Source organism: Micromonospora salmantinae, assembly GCF_022230905.1.
In the GTDB taxonomy this organism is placed as follows: domain Bacteria; phylum Actinomycetota; class Actinomycetes; order Mycobacteriales; family Micromonosporaceae; genus Micromonospora; species Micromonospora salmantinae.
In genome coordinates, this window is the sequence record NZ_JAKKFG010000012.1 from 87,523 (window position 1) to 113,846 (window position 26,324).

General features: G+C 71.3%; 30 protein-coding genes. 14 read left to right on the forward strand and 16 right to left on the reverse strand.

What is annotated here, in order from left to right:
* Window positions 1–2: 2 nt before the first annotated feature.
* The 3 genes from PSH03_RS10920 to PSH03_RS10930 all read right to left on the reverse strand — a co-directional run bounded on the left by PSH03_RS10920 (window position 3) and on the right by PSH03_RS10930 (window position 2,888).
* Window positions 3–2,057 carry an amylo-alpha-1,6-glucosidase gene (locus PSH03_RS10920; RefSeq protein ID WP_238689044.1) on the reverse strand — a complete coding sequence of 685 codons (2,055 nt, stop codon included), beginning with the start codon at window positions 2,055–2,057 and terminating at the stop codon, window positions 3–5.
* Window positions 2,054–2,434 carry an SCP2 sterol-binding domain-containing protein gene (locus PSH03_RS10925; protein WP_238689045.1) on the reverse strand — a complete coding sequence of 127 codons (381 nt, stop codon included), beginning with the start codon at window positions 2,432–2,434 and terminating at the stop codon, window positions 2,054–2,056. Before PSH03_RS10925 ends, PSH03_RS10920 begins: the two co-directional genes overlap by 4 nt.
* Before the next feature lie 79 nt (window positions 2,435–2,513).
* Window positions 2,514–2,888 carry a DsrE family protein gene (locus tag PSH03_RS10930; RefSeq protein ID WP_124820325.1) on the reverse strand — a complete coding sequence of 125 codons (375 nt, stop codon included), beginning with the start codon at window positions 2,886–2,888 and terminating at the stop codon, window positions 2,514–2,516.
* A gap of 12 nt (window positions 2,889–2,900) precedes the next feature.
* On the opposite strand from PSH03_RS10930, the gene mtfM reads away from it, so the two are divergent.
* Together mtfM and PSH03_RS10935 are read left to right on the forward strand one after the other, a co-directional pair.
* A complete protein-coding gene (gene mtfM / locus PSH03_RS32665; RefSeq protein ID WP_030327764.1) occupies window positions 2,901–3,005 on the forward strand; it encodes a small membrane protein MtfM in 105 nt (34 codons plus the stop codon).
* Window positions 2,999–3,589, forward strand: coding sequence for a heme-binding beta-barrel domain-containing protein (locus tag PSH03_RS10935; RefSeq protein ID WP_112584198.1), 591 nt, complete (start codon window positions 2,999–3,001; stop codon window positions 3,587–3,589). Before mtfM ends, PSH03_RS10935 begins: the two co-directional genes overlap by 7 nt.
* Window positions 3,590–3,610: 21 nt before the next feature.
* On the opposite strand, the gene PSH03_RS10940 is transcribed toward PSH03_RS10935, so the two are convergent.
* Window positions 3,611–4,489, reverse strand: a complete 879-nt coding sequence (locus tag PSH03_RS10940; RefSeq protein ID WP_238689047.1) for an aminotransferase class IV — start codon at window positions 4,487–4,489, stop codon at window positions 3,611–3,613.
* Between the two features lie 93 nt (window positions 4,490–4,582).
* Here PSH03_RS10940 and PSH03_RS10945 point away from each other — a divergent pair, with 93 nt between their 5' ends.
* The 4 genes from PSH03_RS10945 to PSH03_RS10960 all read left to right on the forward strand — a co-directional run bounded on the left by PSH03_RS10945 (window position 4,583) and on the right by PSH03_RS10960 (window position 8,001).
* Window positions 4,583–4,987, forward strand: coding sequence for a Fur family transcriptional regulator (locus tag PSH03_RS10945; protein WP_238689170.1), 405 nt, complete (start codon window positions 4,583–4,585; stop codon window positions 4,985–4,987).
* A complete protein-coding gene (gene ygfZ / locus PSH03_RS10950; protein ID WP_210782454.1) occupies window positions 4,984–6,096 on the forward strand; it encodes a CAF17-like 4Fe-4S cluster assembly/insertion protein YgfZ in 1,113 nt (370 codons plus the stop codon). The genes PSH03_RS10945 and ygfZ overlap by 4 nt, the downstream gene beginning before the upstream one ends.
* 23 nt (window positions 6,097–6,119) lie before the next feature.
* A complete protein-coding gene (locus tag PSH03_RS10955; protein ID WP_210782456.1) occupies window positions 6,120–6,947 on the forward strand; it encodes a beta-keto acid cleavage family enzyme in 828 nt (275 codons plus the stop codon).
* A gap of 94 nt (window positions 6,948–7,041) precedes the next feature.
* Window positions 7,042–8,001 (forward strand): asparaginase, encoded by a 960-nt coding sequence (locus PSH03_RS10960; RefSeq protein WP_238689049.1) that lies wholly within the window; start codon window positions 7,042–7,044, stop codon window positions 7,999–8,001.
* Window positions 8,002–8,085: 84 nt separating this feature from the next.
* Here the strand turns inward: PSH03_RS10960 and PSH03_RS10965 are convergent, their stop codons facing one another.
* Window positions 8,086–8,883, reverse strand: coding sequence for an alpha/beta fold hydrolase (locus PSH03_RS10965; RefSeq protein ID WP_238689051.1), 798 nt, complete (start codon window positions 8,881–8,883; stop codon window positions 8,086–8,088).
* A gap of 112 nt (window positions 8,884–8,995) precedes the next feature.
* Between PSH03_RS10965 and PSH03_RS10970 the strand changes: the two genes are divergently transcribed.
* From PSH03_RS10970 to PSH03_RS10995, 6 genes are all read left to right on the forward strand, one after another.
* Window positions 8,996–9,583 carry a helix-turn-helix domain-containing protein gene (locus tag PSH03_RS10970; protein WP_210782462.1) on the forward strand — a complete coding sequence of 196 codons (588 nt, stop codon included), beginning with the start codon at window positions 8,996–8,998 and terminating at the stop codon, window positions 9,581–9,583.
* Entirely contained in the window at window positions 9,580–10,215 is a 636-nt protein-coding gene (locus PSH03_RS10975; protein ID WP_238689052.1) for a hypothetical protein, read from the forward strand. Before PSH03_RS10970 ends, PSH03_RS10975 begins: the two co-directional genes overlap by 4 nt.
* 71 nt (window positions 10,216–10,286) lie before the next feature.
* Window positions 10,287–10,601: a DUF2516 family protein gene (locus PSH03_RS10980; protein ID WP_210782467.1), complete on the forward strand. Its 315-nt coding sequence runs from the start codon at window positions 10,287–10,289 to the stop codon at window positions 10,599–10,601.
* Window positions 10,598–11,485: an alpha/beta fold hydrolase gene (locus PSH03_RS10985; RefSeq protein ID WP_091402823.1), complete on the forward strand. Its 888-nt coding sequence runs from the start codon at window positions 10,598–10,600 to the stop codon at window positions 11,483–11,485. Before PSH03_RS10980 ends, PSH03_RS10985 begins: the two co-directional genes overlap by 4 nt.
* 11 nt (window positions 11,486–11,496) lie before the next feature.
* Window positions 11,497–12,234, forward strand: coding sequence for an alanyl-tRNA editing protein (locus PSH03_RS10990; RefSeq protein ID WP_124858939.1), 738 nt, complete (start codon window positions 11,497–11,499; stop codon window positions 12,232–12,234).
* Window positions 12,235–12,289: 55 nt separating this feature from the next.
* On the forward strand, window positions 12,290–13,204 hold the full coding sequence (locus tag PSH03_RS10995) for an SDR family oxidoreductase (RefSeq protein ID WP_210782470.1): 915 nt from the start codon (window positions 12,290–12,292) through the stop codon (window positions 13,202–13,204).
* On the opposite strand, the gene PSH03_RS11000 is transcribed toward PSH03_RS10995, so the two are convergent.
* The 5 genes from PSH03_RS11000 to PSH03_RS11020 are packed head-to-tail and all read right to left on the reverse strand — an operon-like array spanning window position 13,195 to window position 17,762.
* Entirely contained in the window at window positions 13,195–14,163 is a 969-nt protein-coding gene (locus tag PSH03_RS11000) for a helix-turn-helix transcriptional regulator (protein ID WP_238689053.1), read from the reverse strand. The two genes, PSH03_RS10995 and PSH03_RS11000, sit on opposite strands and share 10 nt — an antisense overlap.
* Before the next feature lie 23 nt (window positions 14,164–14,186).
* Window positions 14,187–14,828, reverse strand: coding sequence for a response regulator (locus PSH03_RS11005; protein WP_091402812.1), 642 nt, complete (start codon window positions 14,826–14,828; stop codon window positions 14,187–14,189).
* Window positions 14,825–16,093 (reverse strand): sensor histidine kinase, encoded by a 1,269-nt coding sequence (locus PSH03_RS11010; protein WP_238689054.1) that lies wholly within the window; start codon window positions 16,091–16,093, stop codon window positions 14,825–14,827. The genes PSH03_RS11005 and PSH03_RS11010 overlap by 4 nt, the downstream gene beginning before the upstream one ends.
* Window positions 16,094–16,104: 11 nt before the next feature.
* On the reverse strand, window positions 16,105–16,839 hold the full coding sequence (locus PSH03_RS11015) for an ABC transporter permease (RefSeq protein WP_238689055.1): 735 nt from the start codon (window positions 16,837–16,839) through the stop codon (window positions 16,105–16,107).
* Window positions 16,840–16,853: 14 nt separating this feature from the next.
* Entirely contained in the window at window positions 16,854–17,762 is a 909-nt protein-coding gene (locus PSH03_RS11020) for an ABC transporter ATP-binding protein (protein ID WP_238689056.1), read from the reverse strand.
* A 200-nt stretch (window positions 17,763–17,962) separates the two neighbouring features.
* On the opposite strand from PSH03_RS11020, the gene PSH03_RS11025 reads away from it, so the two are divergent.
* Both PSH03_RS11025 and PSH03_RS11030 read left to right on the forward strand, forming a co-directional pair.
* Window positions 17,963–18,754, forward strand: a complete 792-nt coding sequence (locus PSH03_RS11025; protein WP_238689057.1) for an EI24 domain-containing protein — start codon at window positions 17,963–17,965, stop codon at window positions 18,752–18,754.
* 1 nt (window position 18,755) lies between these two features.
* Window positions 18,756–19,280: an O-acetyl-ADP-ribose deacetylase gene (locus PSH03_RS11030; protein ID WP_210782485.1), complete on the forward strand. Its 525-nt coding sequence runs from the start codon at window positions 18,756–18,758 to the stop codon at window positions 19,278–19,280.
* Window positions 19,281–19,545: 265 nt separating this feature from the next.
* On the opposite strand, the gene PSH03_RS11035 is transcribed toward PSH03_RS11030, so the two are convergent.
* The 6 genes from PSH03_RS11035 to PSH03_RS11060 all read right to left on the reverse strand — a co-directional run bounded on the left by PSH03_RS11035 (window position 19,546) and on the right by PSH03_RS11060 (window position 26,232).
* On the reverse strand, window positions 19,546–20,442 hold the full coding sequence (locus PSH03_RS11035; RefSeq protein ID WP_238689058.1) for a GNAT family N-acetyltransferase: 897 nt from the start codon (window positions 20,440–20,442) through the stop codon (window positions 19,546–19,548).
* Window positions 20,443–20,593: 151 nt separating this feature from the next.
* Window positions 20,594–21,601 (reverse strand): LacI family DNA-binding transcriptional regulator, encoded by a 1,008-nt coding sequence (locus PSH03_RS11040; RefSeq protein WP_091402797.1) that lies wholly within the window; start codon window positions 21,599–21,601, stop codon window positions 20,594–20,596.
* A gap of 19 nt (window positions 21,602–21,620) precedes the next feature.
* The gene (locus PSH03_RS11045; RefSeq protein WP_210782487.1) at window positions 21,621–23,033 is read right to left on the reverse strand and encodes a GH1 family beta-glucosidase; all 1,413 of its coding nucleotides are present in this window, start codon (window positions 23,031–23,033) and stop codon (window positions 21,621–21,623) included.
* Window positions 23,030–23,863, reverse strand: a complete 834-nt coding sequence (locus tag PSH03_RS11050) for a carbohydrate ABC transporter permease (RefSeq protein ID WP_210782488.1) — start codon at window positions 23,861–23,863, stop codon at window positions 23,030–23,032. Before PSH03_RS11050 ends, PSH03_RS11045 begins: the two co-directional genes overlap by 4 nt.
* The gene (locus tag PSH03_RS11055; RefSeq protein WP_210782491.1) at window positions 23,860–24,858 is read right to left on the reverse strand and encodes a carbohydrate ABC transporter permease; all 999 of its coding nucleotides are present in this window, start codon (window positions 24,856–24,858) and stop codon (window positions 23,860–23,862) included. The genes PSH03_RS11050 and PSH03_RS11055 overlap by 4 nt, the downstream gene beginning before the upstream one ends.
* 69 nt (window positions 24,859–24,927) lie before the next feature.
* Entirely contained in the window at window positions 24,928–26,232 is a 1,305-nt protein-coding gene (locus PSH03_RS11060) for an ABC transporter substrate-binding protein (RefSeq protein ID WP_210782496.1), read from the reverse strand.
* Window positions 26,233–26,324: the final 92 nt, after the last annotated feature.

Below are 26,324 nucleotides of genomic sequence, written 5' to 3' on the forward strand. Positions count from 1 at the left end.
GATCAGCCGTCGTCCGGCTGGTCCTCCGGGTCACGGCTGCGGCCCAACGCGTCGACCATGCCCCACCGGCCGGGGATGTCCAGCAGCTCGACCCGGCCCATCCCCGGTGGCACGGCCGGGTCGATGATCAGGTGCTCGCCCTGCGGCTCCAACCCCAGCATCACCCGCAGCAGCAGCAGCGGGGTGCCGGTCGACCAGGCCTGCGGGCTGCACGCGGTCGGGTACTCCACCGGGTAGTCGGTGAGGTCGCGGGCGTAGCCGGCGAACGCCTCCGGCAGCCGACCCTCGAAGTACCGGGACGCGGCCAGCATCGTGTCGCAGAGCAACCCGGCCTCCTCCCGGAAGCCGTACCGCCACAATCCCCAGGCGATGATCGAGTTGTCGAACGGCCAGACGGTGCCCACGTGGTAGCCGATCGGGTTGTACCGCCCCTCGTCCGCGGCGAGCGTCCGCACCCCCCAGCCGGAGAACAGTCGTGGCCCGAGCAGGTGCTCGACCACCTTGCCGGCGCGCGACTCGTCCACGATGCCGCTCCACAGCAGGTGCCCGATGTTCGAGGTCAGCGCGTCCACCTGCCGGCCGTCGGCGTCCAACGCGAGCGCGTAGTGCTCGCGGTCGGCGATCCAGAAGTCGCTGTCGAACCGCCGTTTCAGGTCGGCGGCCTGCCGCTCCAACTCGTCGGCGAACTCCGGGTCGTTCCAGAACTTCCGGGCCAGCCGGGCGGCCCGGACCTTCGCGTCGTAGGCGTAGCCCTGCAACTCGCAGGTGGCCCGGGGAAAGCCGGGCAGTTGACCGTCTGCGTACGAGATGGCGTCCCAGGAGTCCTTCCAGCACTGGTTCTGCAGGCCGGTCTCCGGGTTTCGGGTCTGGTACCAGAGGTAGCCGGTGCCGAGCAGGTCACCGTAGGTGTCGATCCACTCCAACGCCCTGCGGACCTGCGACTCCAGCTTGCGGACGAGTGCGGCGTCACCGGTCCACCGCTCGTACTCGTCGATCAGGATGATGAACAGGGGCGTCGAGTCGGCCGACCCGTAGTACGGCGAGTGTGGCTGCTCCTCGAAGCCGGCGGTCTCCCCGTACCGCAGCTCGTGCAGGATCTTGCCGGGTTCCTCGTCCCGGAAGTCGTCCACCCGCTGCCCCTGAAGGCCGGCCAGCATCAGGATGGTCGGCGGGACCAGCTCCGGCAGGAACGGCAGCACCTGCAACGAGGTGATGATGCTGTCCCGGCCGAACAGGGTCATGAACCAGGGGAGGCCCGCGGCGATCAGCCGTACGCCCAGGGCGATCGACTCGTAGCGCAGCGCGGCCAGGTCGTTGAGGCTGCGCCGGTACGCCCCGGCCAGCGGCTCGCAGTCGCAGCCGAGCTTCGGCGCCCGGTCCATCAGCTCCTGCTGCTCGGCCCGGATGACGTCGGCGCTGCGGCTGCCGCCGTACGGGAGGGTGGCCCGGATGTCCTCGCCCCGGGCCCCGTAGACGACGCTGGACACGTGCAGCCTGGTGGTCCAGCTGTCGTTGCGGGCTATCCGGACCCGGAAGGTCATTCCGGTCTCGTCGATCTGCGCCGGCGCGGTGGTGCTGACCACCGTCTCCCGGTGGAACGCCTCCCGCCGGTAGGTCAGCCGCAGTTCGTTCTCGGCGACAGTGACTGTGATCCGCCCCCGCTTCTGTCGAGAGTTCTTGATCTCGAAGAGGTCGGCGAAGTCGGCCCCGATCTCGATCCGGAGGGCGCACTCGACCTCCGCGCCGAGGTGGTTCAGCACCGTCAGCTCCTCCTCGAAGCTGCCCACGATCGCCCGGCTGCGGATCACCGACGCCTTGGCGTCCAGGTAGTGCGTGGGTTCACCGGGGGCGAGGAAGAACTTGGTGCGGTACGACTCGGTGTCGTCGACGGAGAGGGCGTGCAGCCGTTCGCCGTCCAGGGTGAGCACCCAGGTGGACAGGAACCGGGTGTCGAAGGAGAACAGCCCGGTGGGGAAGTCGTAGGACGGTTCGATGTCCCCGCGCCGGTCGCTGACCAGGAAGGTGTTGCCGTCCAGGATGCTGACGAGGTCCTTCACCGAAGTCGCCCGGCTGCTCGGCGGGCCGTTTCGCGGGGGTCGCGGGTGCCGGGCGGGTTCGGGAAGAACCGGCGGAAGGCGAGGAAGAGCACCACGTTCCCGCTGAACGTGCTCTCGTTGCGCAGCACCGCCGCGACCCCCTGGGCCTCGCCGGTGATCAGTCGGTCGAAGAGGGCGGCGCTGCTGTACCAGATGGCGTCGGCCGGGCCACGCCCACGACTGACCTCCACGAACCCGGGCCGCATCCGGACCAGCCAGTGTTCGGTGCGGTGGTCCTCGCCGAGGTCGATCTGGAGGGTACCGTCGGCCAGGCCGCCCAGGACGTTGGGTGCGCGCGACGGCAGTGCCTCGAAGAACCTCTCCGCCGCCTCGGTCACATCCGAATCGTAGGCAGCCGTCCGAGATGTCGGGTCGGTATCGACACTCCGCTCGGGTCGCCCTATCGCCGCCGTGCGGTCAGTAGACGAGTGCCTGCGCGCCCTCGGCCAACGCCTCCTCGACGAAGACCGCGGCACCGGCGATCCGGACCCCGGGGAGTACGTCGTCCGGGCCGATCTCCCGTCGGGCCGCGCACTGCGTGCAGGCGGTCACCCGGCCGCTGGTCAGGATGACGTGCAACAACTCGGCCAGGGGCGCGGAGTGCGGCAGGTCGAACTGCTGGGCGCGACCGGGCAGCGCGAACCAGGTGGACTCACCGGTCAGCCAGAGCGAGACGTCCACCCCGGCCGCTACCGCCGTCGCGGCGACGGTGAATGCCTGCGCGCACCGCTCCGGGGCGTCCGCCCCTGCGGTGGCCTTGACGACGAGATTGCGGGCCATGTGGCCCAGCATAGGATGGCCGGGATGGTTACCGAGATCGGGTTTGTCAGCCTGCTGGTCGCTGGCCTGGGCGGGCTCGCCGGTGGCCTGGTCTACCTTGCCGTACGCATTTCGAGAGGACGCTGGTGAGCGAGAACCCGCTGCAGCCGCCGTGGCTGAACGCGCCGCCGGTCGAGGAGTACCCGTTCGAGGAGAGCCACGACCTGCGGGTCGGGCCGAAGCTGCACCCCGCGCTGGATGCCCTGCTGCCGTACATCGGTCTGTGGCGTGGTCGGGGCAAGGGCGGCTTCCCCACCATCGAGGATTTCGACTACGCGCAGGAGATCCGGATCAGCCACGACGGCCGACCGTTTCTGCACTACGAGTCGCGTGCGTGGATCCTCGACGAGCAGAGCAAGCCGGTCCGTCCGGCCGGCCGCGAGGTGGGCTGGTGGCGGCCGGTGCTGGTGGACGGGCGGGCGACCGACGAGCTGGAGGCGCTGCTGACCACCCCGACCGGGGTGATGGAGCTGCACCTGGGCAAGCGCACCGGCACGCAGCTCGAGTTCGCCACCGACGCGGTGATCCGGACTCCGACCGCCAAGGAGGTCACCGGTGGGCACCGGCTCTTCGGCATCGTCGAGGGTGCGCTGCTCTACGCCCAGGAGATGGCCGCCATGGGGCACGGGCTCAGCCCGCACCTCTCCGCCCGACTCGTCCGGGTCGGCGGCTGACCTCGACGGTCGGTCACAGCACTAGACGGGGAAACCCAGCAGGGCCTGCAGGGCGGGGGTACGCGGGCAGCGAGTCCGCCGTACCCCGTCCAGCGTGTGGACCTCGGCGGCTCCGCGCAGTGACGAGGTGAACCACACGCCGTCCGCCGCGTCCAGTTCGGCGGGGGTGACCATCCGTTCGGCGGCGCCCAGGCCCAGCTCGCTCGCGTGGGCGATCAGCCAGGCCGCTGTGGTGCCGGCGAGGATGCCGGTGCTGGCGGCCGGCACCGTGCAGAGCGTGTCGTCGGTGAGCCACACCACATTGGCGGTGGGGCCTTCCAGCGCGTACCCGTCGGAGGAGATCCAGAGCACGTCGTCCACGCCGGCCCGGCGGGCCCAGCGGCGGGCGGCGCTGTTGACCGCGTACGACGTGGACTTGATGCCGGCCGGCAGCCAGGTCAGCCCGCTGCGGGCGGCGGCGGGCAGCCCCAGCGGCAGGGTGGCCACAGTGATCCCGTCCCGCCGGGCGGCCCGGGAGGCCGCCGGCACCGGGGCCAGCGTGGCGTAGATCGTGGGCGGACCGCCGGCCTCCGGGCCTCGGGTGCAGACCAACCGAAGTGCCCCCTCCACAGCCGCTGGCCAGCCTGTTCGCACCTGGTCCAGCAGGTCGACCAGCGCGGCGGTGGGGGGCAGGGGTAGCTCCACGGCGGCCGCCGCCGTGGCCAGGCGGGCCAGGTGTTCGTCGCGCAGCCACGGTTGGCCGTCCCGCAGGTGCATGGTCTCGAAGAGGCCGTCGCCGTGCAGCACCCCGAGGTCGTCACCGCGGAGCACCGGGTCGCCGGGTGGCACCGGGCCACGCCCCAGGACGGCGATCCGCGCGGTCGGGTCGGCTCCGACCTTCCCGACGGACGACCTCACCATGACCGTCGAGCGTAGCGGTGATCGATCGCGGTGCGGGGAACAGCCCGGTGGCCGAACTATGATCGGACGGTGTCCGAATCCTCCCTCGCGGAAATGCTGCGGGCCCGTGGGCTGCGGCTGACGGCCCAGCGGCAGCTCGTCCTCCAGGCGGTGCTCGATCTGGGCCACGCCACCCCGGAGCAGGTGCACACCGCGGTCCGGGAGGTCGCCGCCGGCGTCAACATCACCACCATCTACCGCACGCTTGAGCTGCTGGAACGGCTCGGTCTGGTCACCCACACGCACCTGTCGCACGGCTCACCGACCTATCACGCCGCCGGTGAGCACCAACACGTCCACCTGGTCTGCCGGGAGTGTGGCGCGATCGACGAGATCGAGCCGGAGCTGCTCCGCCCCCTCGCCGACCAGTTGGCCGCGCAGCGCGGGTTCCGGGTGGACATCGGGCACGTGTCACTCTTCGGCGTCTGCGTACGCTGCGAGAACGGGGACGAAAAATGATCGACATCGCGGGTGCGGTGGCCGTCGAGGGCATCGACGAGGCCAGCCGTGACCAGCCGGATCCGGCGCACGTCGCGGCCGGGGTGCGGGGGGTGGCCGCGCACTACGGCGACCCGCTGCGCGAGCAGCGCACCCTCGACACCGCTGTCGGTCTGGTCGACCGGTCGCATCGAGGGGTCATCGCGGTGGCCGGGGAGGAACGGGCCAGCTGGCTGCACACAGTCACCTCGCAGCACCTGAACGCGCTGGCCGCCGGTGAGGGCACCGAGTTGCTGGTGCTGTCGCCGCACGGCCACGTCGAGCAGCACGCCATGGTCGCCGAGGACGGCGAGACCACCTGGCTCGACACCGAGCCCGGCGCGACCGAGGGCCTGCTGACCTACCTGGAGAAGATGCGGTTCTTCAGCAAGGTCGAACCACGCGACGCGACGGCCGAGCGTGCGCTGTTGTCGCTGGTCGGGCCGGCGGCCATGGAGGCGCTCGGCACGCTCGGCGTGACCGGGCTCGCCGCACCGGACGTGGTCGCGGTGCCGGGTCCGAAGTTCCCGCACGGTGCCGTGCCACCCCGGGCGAGCGCTCGGTACGACGTACGGCCACTGCCGATCGGCGGCTGGGCCCGACGTGGTCCGCTCGGGGTGGACCTGCTGGTGCCCCGGTCGGCGATGGACCAGGTGGTGGCGGAGCTGCGCGGTGCCGGGGTGCCGGTCGCGGGGCTGTGGGCGTACGAGGCGATCCGGGTGGCCGCCCGGCAGCCCCGGGTCGGGGTGGACACCGACCACCGGACCATTCCGGCCGAGGTCGACCTGATCGCCCCGGCGGTGCATCTGGACAAGGGTTGCTACCGGGGGCAGGAGACGGTGGCGCGAGTGCACAACATGGGCCGGCCGCCGCGTCGCCTCGTACTGCTGCACCTGGACGGGGTGACCACCGATCAGCCGCCGGTGGCCGGTACGCCGGTGACGCTCGACGGCCGGGCGGTCGGTTTCGTCGGCACCGCAGTGCTGCACCACGAGCTGGGCCAGGTCGCGCTCGCGGTGCTGAAGCGGAACGTCCCGGACGACGCCGCGTTGCTGATCGGCGAGACCGCGGCGGCGATCGACCCGTCCTGAGCGGGCCGTCTAGGATCGCCGGCATGACGACAGGGACGTTGATCACGGTGGCCCCGACCGGCGCTGAGTCGGCCAAGGCGGAGGTGCCGGCGCTGCCGGTGACCCTCGACGAGTTGCTGCTCACCGCCAAGGAGTGCGAGGCGCTCGGCGCCGCCGTGATCCACGTCCACATCCGCGACGACGAGGCCCGGCCGACGCTCGACCCGGTGCGGTTGGCCGACACGGTGGCGGCGCTCCGGGAGAGCACCGACCTGATCGTGCAGCTCTCCTCCGGTGGTGCGGTGACCGACCCGGAGGCCGCCCGGCTCGCCGTGCTGGACGCCCGTCCGGACATGGCCTCCTGCACCATGGGCACTGTCAACTTCGGCGACGACGTCTTCCTCAACCGCTGGGAGTTCATCGTCGACCTGCACACCCGGATGCAGGAGCGCGGGATCGTGCCGGAGTACGAGATCTTCGACCTCGGCCACCTGTCCGCGTTGCAGCGGTTGCTCGGCAAGTACGGGCTGCCGGCCGGCGGGCACGTGCACGTCGACTTCGTGATGGGCGTGCCGGGCGGGATGCCGGGCACCACCGAGACCCTGGTCGCGGCCCACCGGATGCTGCGGGACCTGCCCGAGGGCACCACCTTCTCGGCCACCGGCGTCGGCCGGAGCACCATCGCGGTGCTGCTGGCCTCGCTGTCGACGGGCGGGCACCTGCGGGTCGGCATGGAGGACACCGTGACCTACGCGAAGGGCCGCCCGGTGGAGTCCAACATGCAGTTGGTCGCCCGCGCTGTGGGTTTCGCCCAGCTCGCCCAGCGCCCGCCGCTGACCACCACCGAGGCCCGCGAGCTGCTCGGGCTGTAAGGCCGGGTCTGTCCCGCGCCCCTGTCACCCGGGCGGTGGACCTCCTGGTCACCCCGCCGTCGGGCACCCCCGGACCGTCGGTACCGTCCAGCGCGTGACGAAGACGTACGAGGGCGGCGCGCCGCTCGCCGAGGTGGTCCGGTCCGGGTTCGTGGAGGGTGCGCACCGCGGCTCGGTGGTGGTGCTGGACGCCGCCGGTGCCGCGGTGGCGACCGCCGGGGACGTGACCTCGCCGATCTTCCCCCGGTCGGCCAGCAAGCCGATGCAGGCGATCGGGATGCTCCGGGCCGGCCTGGCCCTGACCGACCCGGCCGACGTGGCGCTGGTCTCCGCGAGCCACGCCGGCGAGGAATTCCACATCTCCCGGGTCGCTGCGCTGCTGGAGCGCGCCGGATTGGACGCGTCGGCGCTGCACTGCCCGCCCGACCTGCCGGTGGGGGCCGCGGCCCGGGAGGCGGTGCTTCGAGCCGGTGGCGCCCCCAGCCGGGTGCAGATGAACTGCTCCGGCAAGCACAGCGGGATGCTGTTGACCTGCGAGGCCGCCGGTTGGTCCCGGGAGGGCTACTGGCGGCCGGAGCACCCGCTTCAGCAGCGGCTGCGGGCCGCCATCGAGGAGTTCACCGGCGAGCAGGCGGCGGCGGTGGGGGTCGACGGCTGCGGCGCCCCGGTCCTCGCGGTGTCGCTGACCGGCCTGGCCGGGGCGTACCTCCGGCTGGTCGACGCCGAGCCCGGCTCGGTGCCGCGCACTGTGGCCGACGCGATGCGGGCGTACCCGGAGATCGTAGGTGGCACCCAGGCCGACGACACCCGGTTGATGCGCGGTGTCCCGGGGCTGCTGGCCAAGGTCGGTGCCGAGGGCGTGATCGCCGTGGCGCTGCCGGGCGTCGGCGCTGTCGCACTGAAGATCGACGACGGCGCCGACCGGGCCCGGATGCCGGTACTGGTCTCCGCGCTGCGCCGGCTCGGCGTGGACGCTCCGGTGCTGACCGAGTACGCCGAGGTGCCGCTCTTCGGTGGCGGGGTCCCGGTCGGGGCGGTCCGCCCGCTCTGGTGACACCACGGGCCCACCGGCCCGGCCGCCCGACCCGGCGGCCAACTCCGGATCGAGCGACGTCAGGCCCGTCGGCGGCGGTGGTGGCTAGCTCAGAAAGTCGAGCAGCGCGGCGTTGACCGGCTCCGGACGCTCCAGCGGCAGCAGGTGCGCGGCGTCCGGCACGTCTGGCAGTCGTACCGCGCCGGGGACCTCGGCGGCGATCCGGTCGGCGAGCCGACTGATGTCCGGCACGTCCGCGGCGCCGGCGGTGACCAGGACGGGGATCTTCAGCTCGCCGAGACGACCGATCGCCGGTGGCGACAGCTCTCCCACCTCGACCGCGCCGAGCGCCAGTTCGGCGGCGAGGGCACGCTGGTCCATCTCCTGCGCGAACGCGACCAGCTCCCTGTCGACGTCCTCCGGCCGGCGGCGCGGGCCGACCACCCAGAACCGCACCTCACCGGCCGCACCGGCGACGAAGTCGTCCGGGTCGACCTCGCCGACCAGGCCGTCCCAGAGGTCGTTCGCCTCGTCTGACCACTCGTTGCCGGAGACCGCCGTGTCGAACAACGCGAGGGCGCTGACCCGGTCGGGGTGGGCCAGCGCGGTGTCGATGGCGACCGCCCCGCCGAAGGAACAGCCGACCAGGGCGGCCCGGGGCAGGTCGAGCGCGTCCAGCAGCCCGGCCACGTCGTCGTGATGCGCGAACGGCGTCGGGGGCAGCTCGGAGTCTCCGTAGCCACGCAGGTCCGGGACGATCACCCGGTGCCGGGCGGCGAGCGCGGACACCTGCCCCCGCCACATCCGCCGGTCGGCGATTCCGGCGTGCAGCAGGACGACTGGCGAACCGGTGCCGGCCTCGTCGTACGCGATGCTTGCTCCATTGACTGTGATCTTGTGCACGGACGGACCGTACGGATCGGCCGAGTGGCGCGCAAACGGGGTGCTGAGACCTTGCTAACTATGGTTAGCGTTTTGCTTGCAACAGCTAGCGCGGACGATTAGCGTCGCTGCCATGGCCACACCCAAGGACCTTCCCGACGTCGGCGGGTTCATCCGCGATCTGCGGCGCAACGCCAAGATCTCGCTACGGCAGCTCGCCGAGCAGGCGGGGGTCAGCAACCCGTACCTCAGCCAGATCGAGCGCGGCCTGCGCAAACCCAGCGCCGAGGTGCTCCAGCAACTGGCGAGCGCGCTGCGGGTCTCCACGCCGGCGATGTACCTGCGCGCCGGTCTGCTCGACGACAAGGAAGGCCACGGGGTGCTCGCCGCCATCGCCGTGGACGCCGACCTGACGATGGCGCAGAAGCAGTCGCTCAGTCAGATCTACGAGACGTTCCGCCGGGAGAACACCCGGCTGGCCGAGGCCCAGGCCGAAGCCGAGACGGCGCAGGCCGACCAGCCCGCCAGCCCGTCCGCCAGCCAGGCCGCGGACCTGGCCAATGTGGCCGCCACCGGCCCCACCACCGTGGGCGGCACCCCGACCGAAGCCGTGCTCGAGTCGGTAGCCGTCACCGAGGCGGGCACCGCCCCCGCCCCGGGCAGCACCAGCATCCCCCAGAAGAAGAAGGCCGCCGAGGCGGCCGAAGAGGAGACGTCATGAGCGAGCCGAAGACCAACCGCATCCCCGCCCCGATCTACGCCGCAGCCGGCGCCGGTGAGCTGGCCATCGAGCAGCTGCGCAAGCTGCCGGCCGTGGTCGGCGTCCTCAGCACCCGGGTCGTCGCCGACCTGGGTGGCCGGGCCGTGCTGACCGGCTTCGAGCTGAAGCAGAAGGCCACCGAGACGCTGCGAACCGCCAACGAGACCGCCGACCTGGCGAAGCTGCGCGAGGTGGCCGACATCGACAAGCTGCGCGCCGCCGCGACCCGCAACGCCGCCCTGGTGGTCGCGGGTGCCCAGGTCGCCCAGGAGCGCGCCTTCGCCGCGTACGGCGCGCTGGTCGCCCGGGGCGAGCGGGTCGTCGGTGCCGGCGTGCTGGAGGCCGCCGAAACCGTCAACGCCGACATCGAGGCCACCGAGGCTGTGACGCCGGCCACCACCGCGGCTGTCACCACCCCGACCGCTGCGGCCCCCGCCGACGCGCCGACCCCGGCCGACGTGGCGGAGATCGCCGAGGCCAAGCCGGCTGCGGTCAAGAAGGTCGCCCGCGCGCCGAAGGCCGCCAAGCCGGCCGAGACCCCGTCGGCGAAGCTTCCCCGGGCCACCAAGCGGACCCGCCCGGCCGCCGAGTAGCTCGTCGGGTCCACGACCCCGGCGGCGTCCTTGTCGGACGTAGCCGGGGTCGTGGACATAAACTGGCCGACATGGCCAACGCCGCGCCGATCTTCGCCTATGCCGTCCGTGACGTGATCGAGCTGATCCTGCTCGTCTTCGCGCTGATCGTTCAGGGCGTCGCCCTGGTGCACGCCGTCACCCAGCGCTCCGACGCCTTCCCCGCCATCGGGACGCTGCCCAAGGGCGGTTGGATCGCCATCCTGGCGGTCTGCCTCGTGCTGACCCTGCTCGGCTTCGGTCCGATCAGCCTCTTCGGGCTGGTCGGCATCGCCGCCGGTCTGATCTACCTGCTCGACGTCCGGGTCGGTCTGCGCGACCTGAGCGACGGCAAAGGGTTCTGGTGAGAGGTTTTCGCTGGCCGCCTCCGCCCGACAGCGGGCCCCGCACCTGGGGGCCCGGGCCGGGTGGGCCGCGTACCGGCCGGCCGGCGCTGCCGGAGCCGGAGACCGAGCTGGTCACCACTCCGCACGGCGTACGGCTGGAGCGGCTGGTCACCGGCACCGGTGATCCGGTCACCGTGTTCGCGCACGGGCTGGGCAACGGCATTGCCACCACCCGCCCGTTCGGCAGTGGGGTGAACGGGCGCAAGGTGTTCTTCCAGTTCCGCGGGCACGGCCGTTCCGAAGCCCCGGACGGGCCGTGGGACTACCTGGACCTGGCCCGGGATCTGCGGGCGATCGCCGACCTCGGCGGCGCCAGCCGCGCGTTCGGCGCGAGCCTCGGCGCGGGCGCCCTCTGCCGACTCCTCGTGGAGAGCCCGGAGCGTTTCGACAAGCTGGTCTTCTTCCTGCCGGCGGTCCTCGACGAGCCACGCGGGCCGCTCGCCCGGGAGCGCGTCACCGACCTGCTGGAGGCGGTGGAGAGCGGGGACGCCTCGGCGGTCGCCGACATCGTCACGCTGGAGTTGCCCCCGGCGGTGCGCAACACCCCGGCCGGCTGGGCCTACCTGCGGCAACGGCTCGACCAACTGCTTCGCGACGGTCTGGCCGACGGTCTGGCCACGCTCACCGACCAGACACCGCTGCGCCAGATCGGTGACCTGACGGCGGTCACCGCGCCGGCGCTGGTGATCGGTTGCGCGGGCGACGACCTGCACCCGGTCGAGGTCGCCGAGCGGCTCGCCGTCGCGCTGCCCCAGGCCACCCTGCACGTGTACGACAGGCCCGGCGTGCTCTGGTCGGAACGCGCCGACCTGCGGGACCGCATCTCCGGCTTCCTGAACGAGTAACCTGCCCTGTCATGGGCGTCACACAGCACGGCCGGACGCACCGGCTGGACCTTGCCGACCCGACACTGCGCGAATGGACGTGCACGGTCCTGCACTCCGACGCGGAGCAGGGGATCGTGCTGGACCGTTCGGCGTTCTACCCGGGCGGCGGTGGTCAACCACCCGACCACGGCGTGCTGCTCTGGCAGGGGGTGCAGACCCGGATCGTCGGCACCCGCAAGGGCGACGACCCCTACCTGATTCCCGCCGAGGGTGACCCGCTGCCGCCGGTCGGCACCGAGGTCGTCGGCGCGGTGGAGGACGAGCGCCGCACCCGGCTGATGCGCACCCACTCCGGGCTGCACGTGCTCTGCGGTGTGGTGTTCCGCGACTTCGGCGCGCTGGTCACGGGGAACTCCATGGAACCGGGCGAGGCCCGGATGGACTTCAACCTCCCCGAGGTGCCCCCGGATTTCAAGAGTCGCATCGAGGAGCTGGTCAACGCCGAGGTGGCCGCCGACCGCTCGGTCGCCACCCGGGTGCTGCCGCGCACCGAGGCGCTGGCCCTGCCGGACATCATCCGTACCCAGTCCAACCTCATCCCGCCGGATGAGCAGGAGGTCCGGATCGTCGACATCGTCGGGCTCGACGTGCAGGCCGACGGCGGCACCCACGTCGCCTCCACCGCCCAGATCGGCAAGGTCCAGGTGGTCAAGGTGGAGAGCAAGGGCCGGGCCAACCGTCGGGTCCGGGTCCGACTGGTCGACTAGATCGAGTACCGAATTCGGACGTCGGTTGTCAGGTATTCCTGACAACGTCGCAGGCATGACACAACCGCTCACAGGAAAGATCGCGCTCGTCGCCGGTGCCACCCGTGGTGCCGGACGGCAGATCGCCGTTCAGCTCGGCGCGGCCGGTGCCACTGTCTACGCCACCGGTCGCAGCTCCCGGGCCGGCCGCTCCGAGATGGACCGACCGGAGACCATCGAGGAGACCGCCGAGCTGGTCAGCGCGGCCGGCGGCACCGGCATCGCCGTTCAGGTCGACCACCTGGTGCCCGAGCAGGTCCGCGACCTGGTCGCCCGGATCGACGCCGAACAGGGCCAACTCGACGTGCTGGTGAACGACATCTGGGGCGGCGACCCACTGGTCACCTGGAACAAGCCGGTCTGGGAGCAGCCGCTCGACGCCGGCTTCCGTACCCTGCGACTGGCCGTCGACACGCACATCATCACCAGCCACTTCGCCCTGCCGCTGCTGATCCGCAAGCCCGGCGGCCTGGTGGTGGAGATGGGCGACGGCACCAAGGCGTACAACGACGAGAACTACCGGCTGTCGGTCTTCTACGACCTGGCCAAGGTCTCGGTCAACCGGCTCGCCTTCAGCCAGGCCCACGAGCTGAAGCCGCACGGCTGCACGGCTGTGGCGCTCACCCCCGGCTGGATCCGTTCCGAGGCGATGCTGGAGCACTTCGGCGTGACCGAGGAGAACTGGCGCGACGGCGCTGCGACTGACCCGAACTTCCTCATCTCGGAAACCCCGGCCTTCGTCGGCCGGGCGGTGGCCGCGCTCGCCGCCGACGAGGAGAAGGCCCGCTGGAGCGGCAAATCCGTCGACGCCGGCACGCTGTCCAAGGTGTACGGCTTCACCGACCTCGACGGCAGCCAACCCGAGGGTTTCCGCTACATCACCGAGGTGGTCGACGCGGGCAAGCCGTCGGACGTGACCGGCTACCGGTAGAGCGCGGCGAGCCGGTCGGCGCTCTCCGCGAACAACCGCCGCAGCTCGGGTGGGCCGAGGACCTCGACCTCGGGGCCGAGCCCCAGCAGTTGGTGGTACGCCACCTGGACCGACTCGACGGGCAGCCGCGCCATCACCCAGCCCTGTCCGTCGGGCGGGCTGGCGGCGGCGACCAGTTCGTCGTACACGAAGGGGGCATCGACCAGGTGCCGGAGCTGGCGCAGGCCGGCGGGGCTCAGCCGGACGGCGACCTCGGCCCGCAGCATGGTCCGCAGGAACGACCCGGCCTGCTCGCGCCAGTGCCCGGCCAGGTCGAAGCCCTCGTCGCGGTCGAAGTGCTCGTCGCCCACCTCGACCCCGGTGACCCGGTCCACCCGGTAGGTGCGCACATCGTCGCCGACCCGGCCTACCAGATACCAGACCCCGCTCTTGAGCACCAGACCGTACGGCTGGACCTGGCGGGTCACCTCCCGGTCGCCGCGTCGGTAGCGCAGCTCCACCACCCGGTCGCCCCAGACCGCCCGGGCCAGCTCGGGCAGCCAGAGCGGTGGCGTGGTCTCCCGGAACCAGCCCGGCACGTCCAGGTGGAACCGCTGCCCGGCACGAGCCGGCGCGTCGCGCAGGGCGGGTGGCAGCGCGGCGAGCACCTTCAGCTCGGCGGACGCGACCGCGTCGGCGAGCCCCATCTCACCGGCCGGCCCGGGCAGCCCGGCGAGGAAGAGCGCCTCCGCCTCGTCCCGGGTCAGCCCGGTCAGTCGGGTGCGATACCCGCCGAGCAGGCGGTAACCGCCGGCCCGCCCCCGGTCGGCGTAGACCGGCACGCCCGCCGCCGAGAGCGCCAGGACGTCCCGATAGACGGTCCGCTCGGAGACTTCCAGCTCCCGCGCCAGCTCGCTCGCGGTCATCGACCCGCGCGACTGCAACAGCAACAGCAACGAGATCAGTCGGGACGCGCGCATCCGCCCATCCTGCCCGGTGCCGCTCACCGCCCGCCGGGCGTCAGCAACCCCCTGTCGTACGCGGTGGCCACCGCGGCAGCCCGGTCGTTGACTCCGAGCTTGGCGTACAGGTGCAGCAGGTGCGTCTTGACGGTGGCCTCACTGATGAACAGTCGGGTCGCCGCCTCCCGGTTGGAGGCGCCCCGGGCCACCAGGGTGAGCACCTCCAACTCCCGTTGACTGAGCGGCTCCTCGGCGGGAGCGCGCAGTCGACCCATCAGCCGGCCGGCGACGCTCGGCGCGAGCACCGACTCGCCCCGGGCCGCGGCCCGGACCGCCCGAACCAGATCCTCCCGAGGTGTGTCCTTGAGCAGGTAACCGGTAGCACCGGCCTCGATCGCCGGCAGCACGTCCGCGTCCGTGTCGTAGGTGGTGAGCACCAGCACCCGGGCGGCGCTGCCGGCGCGAGCCAGCCTGCCGATGGCGGTGACGCCGTCCATCCCGGGCATCCGCAGATCCATCAGCACCACGTCCGGCCGCAGCGTCGCGACCAGGACCAACGCCTCCGAACCGTCCGCCGCCTCGCCCACCACCTCGAAGTCGGGGTCGCCGGTGAACATCCCCCGCAGGCCGTCCCGCACCACCGGATGGTCGTCGACGATCAGCAGTCGAACCGGGGCGGTCAACCGGCACCTCCGGGTAGCGCGGGGACGGACGCCGAGATGGCGGTGCCGCCGCCCGGCTCGGATTCGACTGCCAACTCGCCACCGACCCTCGCCACCCGTTGCCGCATGGCGGTCAGTCCGTACCCGCCGCCCGGCTCACGGGGCATCGGCTGGTCGGTGAGGTCGAAGCCCGCCCCGTCGTCGCGGACGTCGAGCGTGACCACGTCCGCCATGTACGACAGGGTCAGCCCGACCCGCGACGCGGCGGCGTGCCGGGCCACGTTGGACAGCGCCTCCTGGGCGGCCCGTAGCAGTGTCACCTCGACCTCCGGGTGCAGTGGGCGGGGCGTGCCGGTGGTGGCCACGTCGGCCCGTACCCCGTTCAGGGCCGCCCAGCGCCCGCCCAGCTCGACCAGCGCGTCCGGTAGTCGGGCCGTCTCCAACGGTTCCGGACGGATCGCCTGTACCGAGCGGCGGGCCTCGGTGAGGCTCTCCCGGGCCAGGGCGAGCGCGTTGTCGACGTGCCGACGCCAGTCGGCGGACCGGTCGCGGGTCTGCTCGGCCGCCTCCAACTGGGTGATGATGCCGGTCAACCCCTGCGCCAGGGTGTCGTGGATCTCGCGCGCCATCCGTTGCCGTTCGTCAAGCACGCCGGCCTCCCGGGCCTGGGTGAGTAGTTGGGCGTGCAGCCCGGCGTTCTCACTGGCCGTCTCGGTGAGTTGGCGGTTGGTCTCGCCGAGTTCCGCCACCAACCGCTTGCGTTTGGCGTCCTCCTGTTCGGCGACCATCGCGAACCAGGTGACCGAGCCGGCCACCACCAGGTTGAACAGCACCAGCACCAGCCAGAGCGGCAGGTGCGACACCACCACCGACAGGCCGCCGCCCTGAGACGTGGCGACCAGGGCGGCAGTGGTGACCACGCCGGCGACCCGCCAGCGCCCGGGTAGCACCGGAAAGGCGTGGATGTAGCCGATCCAGGCGAAGAAGCCGTACCACGGGCTGGCGGCCACCAGTGCGGCGGCGAACGTGAGCAGGCCGGCGTAGTAGACCGCCATCAGCGTGCGCCGGCTCTGCCAGCCGGGGTGCAGTGTGACGAACCAGGCGACCCAGCATCCGGCCGCCACGGCGACGGCGAGGGTGGGCAGTGTCCCGAGATGATCGGGTGCCGGTGCGACGAGGGCCAGCAGGGTGCCCAGGGTCAGCCCGCCGAAGGGAAACACCCGATAGAGGCTCGCTTCGCGCTCTCGCCAACTGGTCAGACGGTCGTGCCCACCGTTGCAGATCATCGCATCTCCGCTCACTCCCAGCGGAACAGTTTCGCCGCGCCGGCGCCGGCCGCCACGGCGATCACCGCCATTATCCCCAGGTGCAGCGGCTGCGGCGGGGTGCCGGTCCAGGCGTCGAGGAGCGCCTGCACCCCGGGCGGCGTGTAGTCGCCGATCCGCGCCACGAAGTCCGGAAGCAGGAACCGGGGCAGGTAGACCCCGCCGAAGAACATGGTGACCAGGAACAGCGGCACGGCCAGGGCCTGTGCCGCCTTCGTCGTGCGGGCCACCGCGGCGACCAGCAGACCGAGCGACAGCAGGGCGGCCGTGCCGAGGATGAACGCCAGCGTGAAGCCGAGCGGGTGCCGGGGGAATGGCACCCCGAACGCGAGCCGGGCGACGACGATGAGCAGCAGCGCGCTGGCCAGGATCCCGGCCAGGGCCAGCACCAGTTGGGCCGCGAGCAGAGCGGCCGGGTGCGCGGGGGTGGTCGCCAGTCGGCGCAGCACGCCGCGTTCCCGGTAGGTGGCCAGCACGGCGGGCAGGATGTTCACCCCGACCATGGCGAGGGTGACCACCAGCAGCGACGGGGCGAAGTAGCTGACGAAGGTCTGCCCGTCGAAGGTCGGATCCGGCTTGCGGAGCGAGGGGATCAGCCCCAGCACCACCAGGATCACCGTGGGCAGCCCGATCGTGGTGAGAAGCGTCGGCAGGTCCCGCAGGTAGAGCCGCGCCTCGGTTCGCAGGATGTTGCGGAAGGCGTGCATGCTGGCTCTCCCTCTCAGTTGGCGGGCCGGTGCCCGGTCAGCTCGACGAAGGCGTCGTCGAGGGTGGACTGCTCCAGCCGCAGGTCCGCGGCGACGATCTGGTGGCGGGCGAGCACCGACGTGACGGCGTGCAGCAACTCACCGGTGCCGGTCACCACCACCTGACTGCCGGTGCGCTGCACGGCGGAAACCTCGGGCAGGTCGGTGAGGAGTCGGTCGTCGACCGGAGCCGAGGGCCGGAACCGGATCCGCTGCTCCGGAGCCACCGTCGACACCAGGCCCGCCGGGCTGTCCACGGCGACCACCCGGCCCCGGTCGATCACCGCGACCCGGTCGCAGAGCCGCTCTGCCTCCTCCATGAAGTGGGTGACCAGCACGATCGTCACCCCGCTGTCACGGACCTGTTCGATGAGGCCCCAGGTGTCCCGGCGGGCCTGCGGGTCCAGCCCGGTGGTCAGCTCGTCGAGGATGGCGATCTCCGGGTTGCCCACCAGGGCCAGCGCGATGGAGAGCCGCTGCTTCTGACCGCCGGAGAGTTTCTTGTACGCGGTGTTCCGCTTCTCGCCCAGGCCCAGCTTGTCGATCAGCTCGGCCGGATCGGCCGGGTTGCGGTAGAACGAGGCGTACAGCTCCAGTGCCTCTGCCACCCGCAACCGGTCCGGCAGTTGACTCTCCTGGAGCTGCACCCCGACCCGCTGGCGTAGCTGGGCCGCGTCCCTGCGGGGGTCGAGCCCGAGGACCGACACCCCGCCCCCGTCGGGGACACGCAGCCCGGCGACACACTCCACCGTGGTGGTCTTGCCGGCGCCGTTCGGACCGAGGACCCCGAAGATCTCCCCGGCCTCCACGGAGAGCGACACGTCGTCCACCGCCACCAGGTCGCCGTACCGCTTCTTCAGGTGGGTCACCTCGATGACCGGCATCGTGCCGCCTTCCGCCGCCGCTGACTTCGTACCCCTCAATGGTTGTCGGGGTGGCCCGCCGGCGAATCGACCGGTCAGCGACGAACCCCGGTGTGCCCGGTGGATCACTGCCGTCCGTCAACCGGTTGATGTGTACGTGGTGAGTCGCTGCTAGCGCTCCGTCCGGCGGATCCGATCACGGCTGGTTAGGCTGCTCGATCGTGGATGCCAGCAGAATCGCCAGCCCGGTGACCGGGGTCGTCGGACGCTTCCTCGCCGGGGCGGGGCTGCTCCTGCGCGGGTTGGGCCTCTACGTCCGCAGCCCAGGGCTGATGCTGCTCGGCATCGTGCCGGCGCTGATCTCCGGCGTGCTCTTCCTGGCCGCGCTCGCCACGCTCGTGTATTTCGTGGACGATCTCGCCGCGCTGGTCACCCCGTTCGCCGACGACTGGTCGAGCACCGGCCGCAGCCTGGTCCGGGTGATCGCCGGGTTGGCCTTCCTGGGGCTCGGCGGCCTGCTCGGCGTGCTCACCTTCACCGCTGTCACCCTGGTCATCGGCGACCCGTTCTACGAGAAGATCTCCGAGCAGGTCGAGCAGCGGTACGGCGGCACGCCGGGCGCTGTGGACGTGCCCTTCTGGTCGTCGCTGCGCCGCAGCCTCGCCGACTCGGTACGCCTGGTGGCGCTCACGGCGCTGGTCGGCATCCCGCTCTTCGTCGCCGGCTTCATTCCGGTGGTCGGCCAGACGGTCGTCCCGGTCATCGGGGCGGCCGTGGGCGGGTGGTTCCTCGCCCTGGAGTTGGTGGGCGCACCGTTCTACCGACGGGGGATGCGGCTGCCGCAGCGCCGGACGATCCTGAAGGCCGACCGACCCACGGCGCTCGGCTTCGGAGTGGCCGTCTTCCTCTGCTTCCTGATTCCGCTCGGCGCCGTGCTGATCATGCCGGCCGCGGTCGCCGGTGCCACGTTGCTGGCCCGTCGCTCGATGGGCCAACCGATCGAGGAGAGCTGACATGGAGATCAGCCTGGTCGAGGGAGACATCACCGCCCAGCGGGTGGACGCCATGGTGAACGCCGCGAACTCGTCGCTGCTCGGTGGCGGTGGGGTCGACGGTGCCATCCACCGGCGCGGCGGGCCGGCGATCCTGGCCGAGTGCCGGGCGCTGCGGGCGTCCCGCTACGGCAGGGGCCTGCCCACCGGCCAGGCGGTGGCGACCACGGCCGGGGAACTGCCGGCCCGCTGGGTGATCCACACCGTGGGGCCGGTCTGGTCGGCCACCGAGGACCGGTCGGCGCTGCTGCGCGACTGCTACGCCAACAGCCTCCGGGTGGCCGACGAGGTGGGCGCGACCACTGTGGCGTTCCCGCTGATCTCGGCCGGCATCTACGGCTGGCCGGTCGACGACGCGGTTGGTCAGGCGCTGGCGGTGCTGCGCGCGGCCACCCCGGCCACCGTCACCGAGGCCCGCCTGGTGCTCTTCGGCCCCGACACCCACGCTGTCGCCCGCCGGGTGTTCGAGGAGCGGCCCTCGCCTTGAACACCGACCTTGTCCTTGATCACTTGATGCTGAGCAGTTCAGCCCCGGCGCCGCCCCATTGATCATGGAGTTGTGGTGAGTGACAAAGTGCCTTTGTTGCAACAAAACGGGCACCACAACTCCATGATCGACGAGGTCTGGCTCGTCCTTTCCGCGATCTTGCATGTTCTGTCGCGGCATAGGGGGCATTCCGCGCATTCCGACGACAGAAACTGCAAGATCGGCGCGGGCGGGGCAGATCGCTAACGCATTCCCGGACTGCAGGTCAGTTCAGGTCGGCCAGGCAGGTCCACTGGGATGCCACCGGTCGGTAGCCCAGTCGGGTGTTGATCGCGAGCATCGGCCCGTTCTCCTCGTCGTTCGAGGTGTACGCGACGCGTACGCCGTCCGCGGCGGCCCGGTGCAGCGCTGCGGTCTTGGTGAGCCGGGCGAGGCCCCGCCCCCGGTAGGCCGGGATGGTGCCGGTGAAGTCGGACCACATCCGGTCCCCGTCCCGCTTCACCAGGCTGAAGGCGGCGACCTCACCATCGAGCTGGGCGGCGGTGCTGGCCGACTTGTCCAGGCCGAGGTTGTCCCAGACGTCGTACTGCCAGCTCTCGTAGCTGATCGAGTCGACCGGCACGTCGCCCGGCTCGTCGGCGGCCGAGGCAACGTCCGCCGCGTAAAGCAGGTGCGGGTCCAGGTCGGAGATCGGCAGCAGCCGTACGCCCGGGGGCAGCTCGGGTAGCGCGGGCGCCGGGTCGAGGTCGAGCGCCGAGTAGCGCACCTCGCGGCTGGGCTCGTAGCCGTGTCGGCGGGCGAACGGCAGCCCGTCCGTTTGGGCCATGGCACGTACCCGGCGGATTCCCAGTTGGCGGAGGTGGTCGGTGACGGCGGTCAGCAGCGCCGTGCCGACGCCGCGCCTCCGGTGTTCCGGGTGCACGTGCAGCATCGAGACCTCCCCGAAGTTCGGCGTTGAGGTCCAGCCCGAGCGTTGCGCCGACACCCAGCCGACCACCTGGTGGTCGACCTCGGCCACGAAGGCGGTCCAGCCCTCCTCGGGTGGGGGCTCGGCGATCATCTTTCGGGTCGACTCGACCCCGCGCACCAGGTACGGGTAGACGATCGTCCGCAGCGCCACCACGCCCGGAGCGTCGTCCGGCTGTGCCTCACGAATGCGCATGTCAGGCCCCCATCCATACGGCCGCGACGGCCTCGATCTCGACGCGCTGGTGGGAACAGCTGAGCACGTGCAGCAGCGCGACAGGATTCGGCATGTCGGCGAGGCTAGCGACGATCGTCCGCCCGAGCGACGCATTAACCGCCCGGTACGGTCAGGCGGAGGCGCGGCGGATCAGTTCGGTGGGGAGCATGATCGCCTGCTCGATGCTCTCCCCGGCGGCCAGCCGGAGCAGTTGGCGGGTCATCCGGCGGCCGAGTTCCACGATCGGCTGCCGGACGGTGGTCAGCGGCGGCTCGGTGTAGGCGGCGGTCTCGATGTCGTCGAAGCCGACCACCGCCACGTCGTCGGGCACCCGTCGACCCGCCTCGCGCAGCGTCCGCAGGGCGGCGTGCGCCATCAGGTCGGAGGCGGCGAAGACGCCGTCGAGGTCGGGATGCTCGGCGAGCAGGCGGCGCATCGCCGCCGACCCGGATTCCCGGGTGAAGTCGCCGATGGCGATCAGCTCGGGCAGCCCCGCGTCGGCGACCGTGCTGCGGTAGCCGCTGAGCCGCTCGATCCCGGCGACCATGTCCTGTGGCCCGGCGATGGTCGCGATCCGTCGACGACCGCTGTCGATCATGTGCCGGACGGCTGCGGTCACCCCGGCCACGTGGTCGACGTCGACGTACGGGACGGGCACGTCGCCGAGCGGCCGACCGCTGACCACCACCGGGATGCCGAGTCGGGCCAGCGTGCCGGGCAGCGGGTCGGCACCGTGCAGCGACGCGAAGAGCACGCCGTCGACGTGCCGGCCGGTGGTGTACCGCTCGACCCGGTGGTGCCCGGCCGGCGAGCCGGCGAGCATCAGCACCAGTTGCTTGTCGGCCGCCTCCAACTCCTGGCTGACGCCCCGGATGATGCCCGGGAAGACCTGGTCGTCGGAGAAGACCCGGGTGGCCGCCTCCGGCATGACCAGGGCGATCGAGTCGGTGCGCTGGGTGACCAGGCTGCGGGCCGCCAGGTTGGGCACGTACCCCAGCTCGGCGACCGCCCGGGTGACCGCCTCGCGGATCGGCTCGGCGACGGTGGTGGAGCCGTTGACCACCCGCGAAACGGTGGCGCGGGAGACCCCGGCCCGCGCTGCCACCGCTTCGAGCGTCGGCCGCTGCGCCGTCGTCATCGCGCTTTCCCCCCGCTCGTCACAGCCCGTTCCGGGAGATCACCTCCTGGTACCACCGGGCGCTGGCCTTCGGTGTGCGCCGCTGGGTCAGGTAGTCGACGTGCACGATCCCGAACCGCTTGCGGTAACCCTCCGCCCACTCGAAGTTGTCCAGGAATGACCATACGAGATAACCGCGCAGGTCCACGCCCCGGGAGATCGCCTCGTGCGCCGCACGGAGGTGCCCGTCGAGGTAGGCGATGCGATCGGCGTCGATCACCTGCGTCGGGCCGTCGGGCGAGTCGGCGCCGGGCTTGTCGGGGAACGCCGCGCCGTTCTCGGTGATCAGCAGCGGCACACCGGGGTAGTCGGCGGCGATCCGCTCCAGCAGCCGGGTGAGCCCGGCCGGTTCGATCATCCAACCCATGTCGGTGAGCGGCCCGGCCGGCGGCAGGAAGTGCACAGCGCCCTCGGTGCCCGGATACGCGCCGTTGCCGGCGCCGTCGGGCCGACCGGCCACGTAACTCGGGGCGTAGTAGTTGATGCCGAGCAGGTCGATCGGGGCGGCGATCACCTTCTCGTCGCCGTCGCGGATGAACGTCGGCTCGACGAGCCGGGCCACGTGCTCGCGGACGTCGTCCGGATAGCCGCCGGCCAGCAGCGGGTCGAGGAAGATCCGGTTGTGCAGGCCGTCGACCAGGCGGACCGCGGCGGCGTCGGCAGCGCTCTGCGGGTCGGCCGGGCGTACGTCGGCCGGGTTGACGGTGACGCCCACGCTGCGCGCGCCGGCCGCCCGCAACGCCCGCGCCGCCAGGCCGTGGCCCAACAGCAGATGGTGTACGGCGGTGAAGGCCGCCGCCGGGTCCTGCTCGCCGGGAGCGTGCAGGCCGTTAGCGTAACCGAGGTAGGCCGAGCACCACGGCTCGTTGAGCGTGGTCCACACGTCGATCCGGTCGCCGAGGCGGGCGTACACGGCGGTGGCGTAGGTGGCGAAGTGTTCGGCGGTGTCCCGGTTGGTCCAGCCGCCCCGGTCGCCCAGGGCCTGCGGCAGGTCCCAGTGGTAGAGGGTGACGATCGGGTCGATTCCCCGGTCGAGCAGCGTGTCGGTGAGCCGGTCGTAGAAGTCCAGCCCACGGGGGTTGGCGGGGCCGGTGCCGTCGGGCTGGATTCGCGGCCAGGCGACCGAGAACCGGTACGCCCGCAGGCCCAGCTCGGCCATCAGCGCCACGTCGTCGGCGTACCGGTGGTAGTGGTCGCAGGCGACGTCGCCGGTGTGGCCCTGGTACACCTTGCCCGGCGTACGGCTGAAGGTGTCCCAGATGGACGGACCGCGACCGTCGTCGCGGGCCGCACCCTCGATCTGGTACGCGGCGGTGGCTGTCCCCCAGAGGAAGTGTTCGGGAAACCGGATCTCGTTGTCGGGCCGGTTGGTTGGCTCGCTCCGCTCGTTCACGCCTTGACCGCACCTTCCATGATTCCGCCGATGATCTGTCGGCCGAACAACACGAAGACCAGTAGCAGGGGCAGCGTCGCGATGGCCGTTCCGGTGAACACCTGCGACATGTCCTGGTAATACCCGTCCGACAGTGCTCGTAGGGACAGTTGCACTGTCGGATTCGCCGGATCGTTCAATACAGCGTACGGCCAGAGGAAGTCGTTCCAGGTGGTCATGAAGGTGAGTAGACCGAGGACGGCGGCGGCGGGACGCAGGGCGGGCAGCACGACGTGCCACCAGATCCGGGCGGTGCCACAGCCGTCCATCCGGGCGGCCTCGATCAGTTCGTCGCTGATGGCCTGGCCGGCGTACTGCCGCATCATGAACACCCCGAACCCGGTGACCAGCACCGGGACGATGACCGCGGGCAGCCGGTCGTTCCAGTGCAGCTTGGTCATGAGCAGGTAGAGCGGAATCACGCCGAGCTGTGTCGGCACCATCATGGTCGCGATGATGACGAGCAGCAGGGCGTTGCGGCCACGGAACCTGAGCTTGGCGAAGGCGAACCCGGCCAGGCTGGAGAAGAACACCACGGAGACGGTCACAGTGGTCGCGACGACAGCCGAGTTGATCAGGCCGGTCAGGAAGTACGCGTCGGTGTTGTCGAACAGGCGGGCGATGTTGGCGCCCAGGTTGCCGCCGGGGGTGACCGGGGGTGGCAGTTGGCCCATCGCGTCGTTGCTGCGGCTGGCGACGACGAACATCCACCAGATCGGGAAGACCGACAGGCCGGCGGCGACGACCAGGGCGAGGTAGGTGAGCGGGCTGGCCCGCCAGAGCCGGCTCATCGGGTGGTTCCCTTCCGGGCGTTGGGGCGCGCTCCGCCGCCGAGTCGGCGCAGGAGCAGCACGTTGACCGCCGCGACGATCGCGATGAGCGCGAAGAGCAGCCAGGCCACGGCCGAGCCGTACCCGAAGTTGTAGTGCGGGGCGAAGGCGTTCTCGAACATGTACATGGTCAGGGTCTGCGACTCGCGCAGCGGCCCACCGCGGATCGGGTTGGTGCCGGAGTGGAACATCCGGGGCTCGGTGAAGAGTTGCAGTCCGCCGATGGTGGCGATGATGGCGCAGAAGATGATCGTCGGTTTGAGCAGCGGCACGGTGACCGACCAGAACTGTCGGGCCCGGCTGGCGCCGTCGATCGCCGCCGCCTCGTACAGGTCGCGGGGGATGGCCTGCATCGCGGCCAGCAGGATCAGCGCGTTGTAGCCGGTCCACCGCCAGTCGACCATGGCGGAGATGGCCACCCAGGAGGCCAGCCGGTTGGACTTCCACTCGATCGCGTCCAGCCCGACCAGGTCGAGCAGCCAATTGATCATGCCGAACTCACGGCCGAAGAGCACCCCGAACACGATCGCCACCGCGGCGGTGGACGTGACGTTGGGGACGAGCACCGCCATTCGCCAACCGGTGCGCCCCCGCAGGCCCCGGTTGAGCAGGTTGGCCAACCAGAGCGCCGCCAGCAACTGCGGAACGGTCGAGATGACGAAGATTCCCAGCGTGTTGACCAGCGCGTGCCAGAAGTCCACGTCGGCCAGCAGCCGGGTGTAGTTCTCCGCCCCGACGAAGGGGTGGTCGGCTCCGAGCAGGTCCCAGTCGTGCAGCGAGACCCAGAAGGTGTACGCCAGCGGGTACGCCCCGAAGATGCCGAAGATCAGGAAGAACGGGGCGATGTAGAGGTACGGGGAGAAGCGCGTGTCGAATCGACTGAGTCGACCCGAGGATTGGCGGCTGTTACCGGTTGCCGGTGTGGCCGGCGGGCGGGCGTCGAGCTGGACGGTCATGCCCGAGAACTCCTTTCCGTCGTGCGGGCGGGACCTCTGCTCCGAGGCCCGCCCGCACGCTCGCTCGGGCTACTTGGCGGCGGCCTTCTTCGCGTTGGCCACCGCGTCGGTCCAGCCCTGCGCGGGGCTGCGCTGACCCAGCTCCACGGTCCGTACGGCGTTCTCCACCTCGGTCCGTACGGCCTGGTTCTTCGGGCCCATGTAGACCGGCTTCAGGCTCTTCGCGCCGGTGCCGAAGATGGTGCCGACCGGTGCCCCCGAGAAGTACGCGTTGGTGGCGCCGGTGATCGCCGGGTCGTCGAGCGCCTGCGGCGAGGAGGGCAGCGGGCCCTTGGCCTTGAACGCCCCGATCTGCCCCTTGGCGCTGGTGAGGAACTTGGCCAGCTTGATCGCCTCGGCCTGGTGCTTGCTCTGCTTGGGCACGGCGAGGTGCGATCCGCCCCAGTTGCCGCCGTTGCCGGGCACCTGGGCGATGTCCCACTTGCCCTGGGCGCCAGTGCCGGCGTTGGCTTCGATGACGCCGGTCATCCAGGCGGGGCAGGCGATGGTGGCGAACTTCGACTGCTTGAAGGCGGAGACCCACTCTTCCGACCAGGAGCCGTACTTTCCGGAGAGGCCGGAGTCGATGATGTCCATTGTGACGTCGTAGGCCTGTCGCACGGCCGGGTTGCTGTCGACCACCAGCTTCTCGCTGGTGTCGTAGTAGCTGTAGCCGCTGCTGTTGCCGGCGGTCTGCAGCAGGATCGTGTTGAACGTGTTGGTGGCCGCGTCGAGGAAGGACGCTCCGGTCTTGGCCGCGACGAACTTCTCACCGGTGGCGATGTAGTCCGACCAGGTGGGCCAGAGCTTGGAGACCTCGTCGCGCTCGGTGGGCAGGCCGGCCTTCTGGAAGAGGTCCTTGCGGTAGCACATGGCGATGCCACCCACGTCGGTGCCGAGGCCGATGAGCTGCTTGCCGTCGGCGGTCAGGCCGGCGTTCCACTTCCACTCCAGGAAGTTGCCCTTGAGGTCGGCGGCGCCGTGGTCCAGCAGGTTGACGAAGTTCGCCGGATTGGCCTTGTACTCGACAAGCAGACCCTCCTCGATGGCCACCACGTCGCCGGCGCCCCGGCCGGCGGCGAGCCACTGGGTGAGCTTCGGTGAGTACTCGTCGAGGTTGGTGCCGGTGCCGCGCTCGACGATCTTCACGCCGGGGTTGGCGCTCATGTACTCCTGGTAGAGCTGCTCGTAGCCGAACTGGCCGAAGACATCGACGGTCAGGGTGACCGGTCCGTCGCCCGGCTCGTCGCCGCCGCCGCAGCCAGCGGTGACGAGCAGGGCGGTGGCGGCGGCGAGGGCCACCGCGGCGAGGCGGCGGCGCGGGAAGACAGCCATGGGTTATCGACCTCTCTCAAGGCGGGCGGGTGATGGCAGATGGCTAAGAGAGCGCTCTCACGACAGGGTGGTGGGTCGCCAACCGACTGTCA

Excerpts from the sequence above, each read along its gene's own strand:
- PSH03_RS11020 (WP_238689056.1), bottom strand. The coding sequence starts at position 17,762 with ATGCCGGTCATCGAGGTGACCCACCTGAAGAAGCGGTACGGCGACCTG.
- PSH03_RS10995 (WP_210782470.1), top strand. The coding sequence starts at position 12,290 with ATGACACAACCGCTCACAGGAAAGATCGCGCTCGTCGCCGGTGCCACC.
- PSH03_RS10970 (WP_210782462.1), top strand. The coding sequence starts at position 8,996 with ATGGCCACACCCAAGGACCTTCCCGACGTCGGCGGGTTCATCCGCGAT.
- PSH03_RS11000 (WP_238689053.1), bottom strand. The coding sequence starts at position 14,163 with ATGCGCGCGTCCCGACTGATCTCGTTGCTGTTGCTGTTGCAGTCGCGC.
- PSH03_RS11010 (WP_238689054.1), bottom strand. The coding sequence starts at position 16,093 with ATGATCTGCAACGGTGGGCACGACCGTCTGACCAGTTGGCGAGAGCGC.
- mtfM (WP_030327764.1), top strand. The coding sequence starts at position 2,901 with ATGGTTACCGAGATCGGGTTTGTCAGCCTGCTGGTCGCTGGCCTGGGC.
- ygfZ (WP_210782454.1), top strand. The coding sequence starts at position 4,984 with ATGATCGACATCGCGGGTGCGGTGGCCGTCGAGGGCATCGACGAGGCC.
- PSH03_RS10945 (WP_238689170.1), top strand. The coding sequence starts at position 4,583 with ATGCTGCGGGCCCGTGGGCTGCGGCTGACGGCCCAGCGGCAGCTCGTC.
- PSH03_RS11040 (WP_091402797.1), bottom strand. The coding sequence starts at position 21,601 with ATGACGACGGCGCAGCGGCCGACGCTCGAAGCGGTGGCAGCGCGGGCC.
- PSH03_RS11035 (WP_238689058.1), bottom strand. The coding sequence starts at position 20,442 with ATGCGCATTCGTGAGGCACAGCCGGACGACGCTCCGGGCGTGGTGGCG.
- PSH03_RS10955 (WP_210782456.1), top strand. The coding sequence starts at position 6,120 with ATGACGACAGGGACGTTGATCACGGTGGCCCCGACCGGCGCTGAGTCG.
- PSH03_RS10930 (WP_124820325.1), bottom strand. The coding sequence starts at position 2,888 with ATGCTGGGCCACATGGCCCGCAATCTCGTCGTCAAGGCCACCGCAGGG.
- PSH03_RS10940 (WP_238689047.1), bottom strand. The coding sequence starts at position 4,489 with ATGGTGAGGTCGTCCGTCGGGAAGGTCGGAGCCGACCCGACCGCGCGG.
- PSH03_RS10980 (WP_210782467.1), top strand. The coding sequence starts at position 10,287 with ATGGCCAACGCCGCGCCGATCTTCGCCTATGCCGTCCGTGACGTGATC.
- PSH03_RS11060 (WP_210782496.1), bottom strand. The coding sequence starts at position 26,232 with ATGGCTGTCTTCCCGCGCCGCCGCCTCGCCGCGGTGGCCCTCGCCGCC.
- PSH03_RS11015 (WP_238689055.1), bottom strand. The coding sequence starts at position 16,839 with ATGCACGCCTTCCGCAACATCCTGCGAACCGAGGCGCGGCTCTACCTG.
- PSH03_RS11050 (WP_210782488.1), bottom strand. The coding sequence starts at position 23,863 with ATGAGCCGGCTCTGGCGGGCCAGCCCGCTCACCTACCTCGCCCTGGTC.
- PSH03_RS10975 (WP_238689052.1), top strand. The coding sequence starts at position 9,580 with ATGAGCGAGCCGAAGACCAACCGCATCCCCGCCCCGATCTACGCCGCA.
- PSH03_RS11055 (WP_210782491.1), bottom strand. The coding sequence starts at position 24,858 with ATGACCGTCCAGCTCGACGCCCGCCCGCCGGCCACACCGGCAACCGGT.
- PSH03_RS11030 (WP_210782485.1), top strand. The coding sequence starts at position 18,756 with ATGGAGATCAGCCTGGTCGAGGGAGACATCACCGCCCAGCGGGTGGAC.
- PSH03_RS10990 (WP_124858939.1), top strand. The coding sequence starts at position 11,497 with ATGGGCGTCACACAGCACGGCCGGACGCACCGGCTGGACCTTGCCGAC.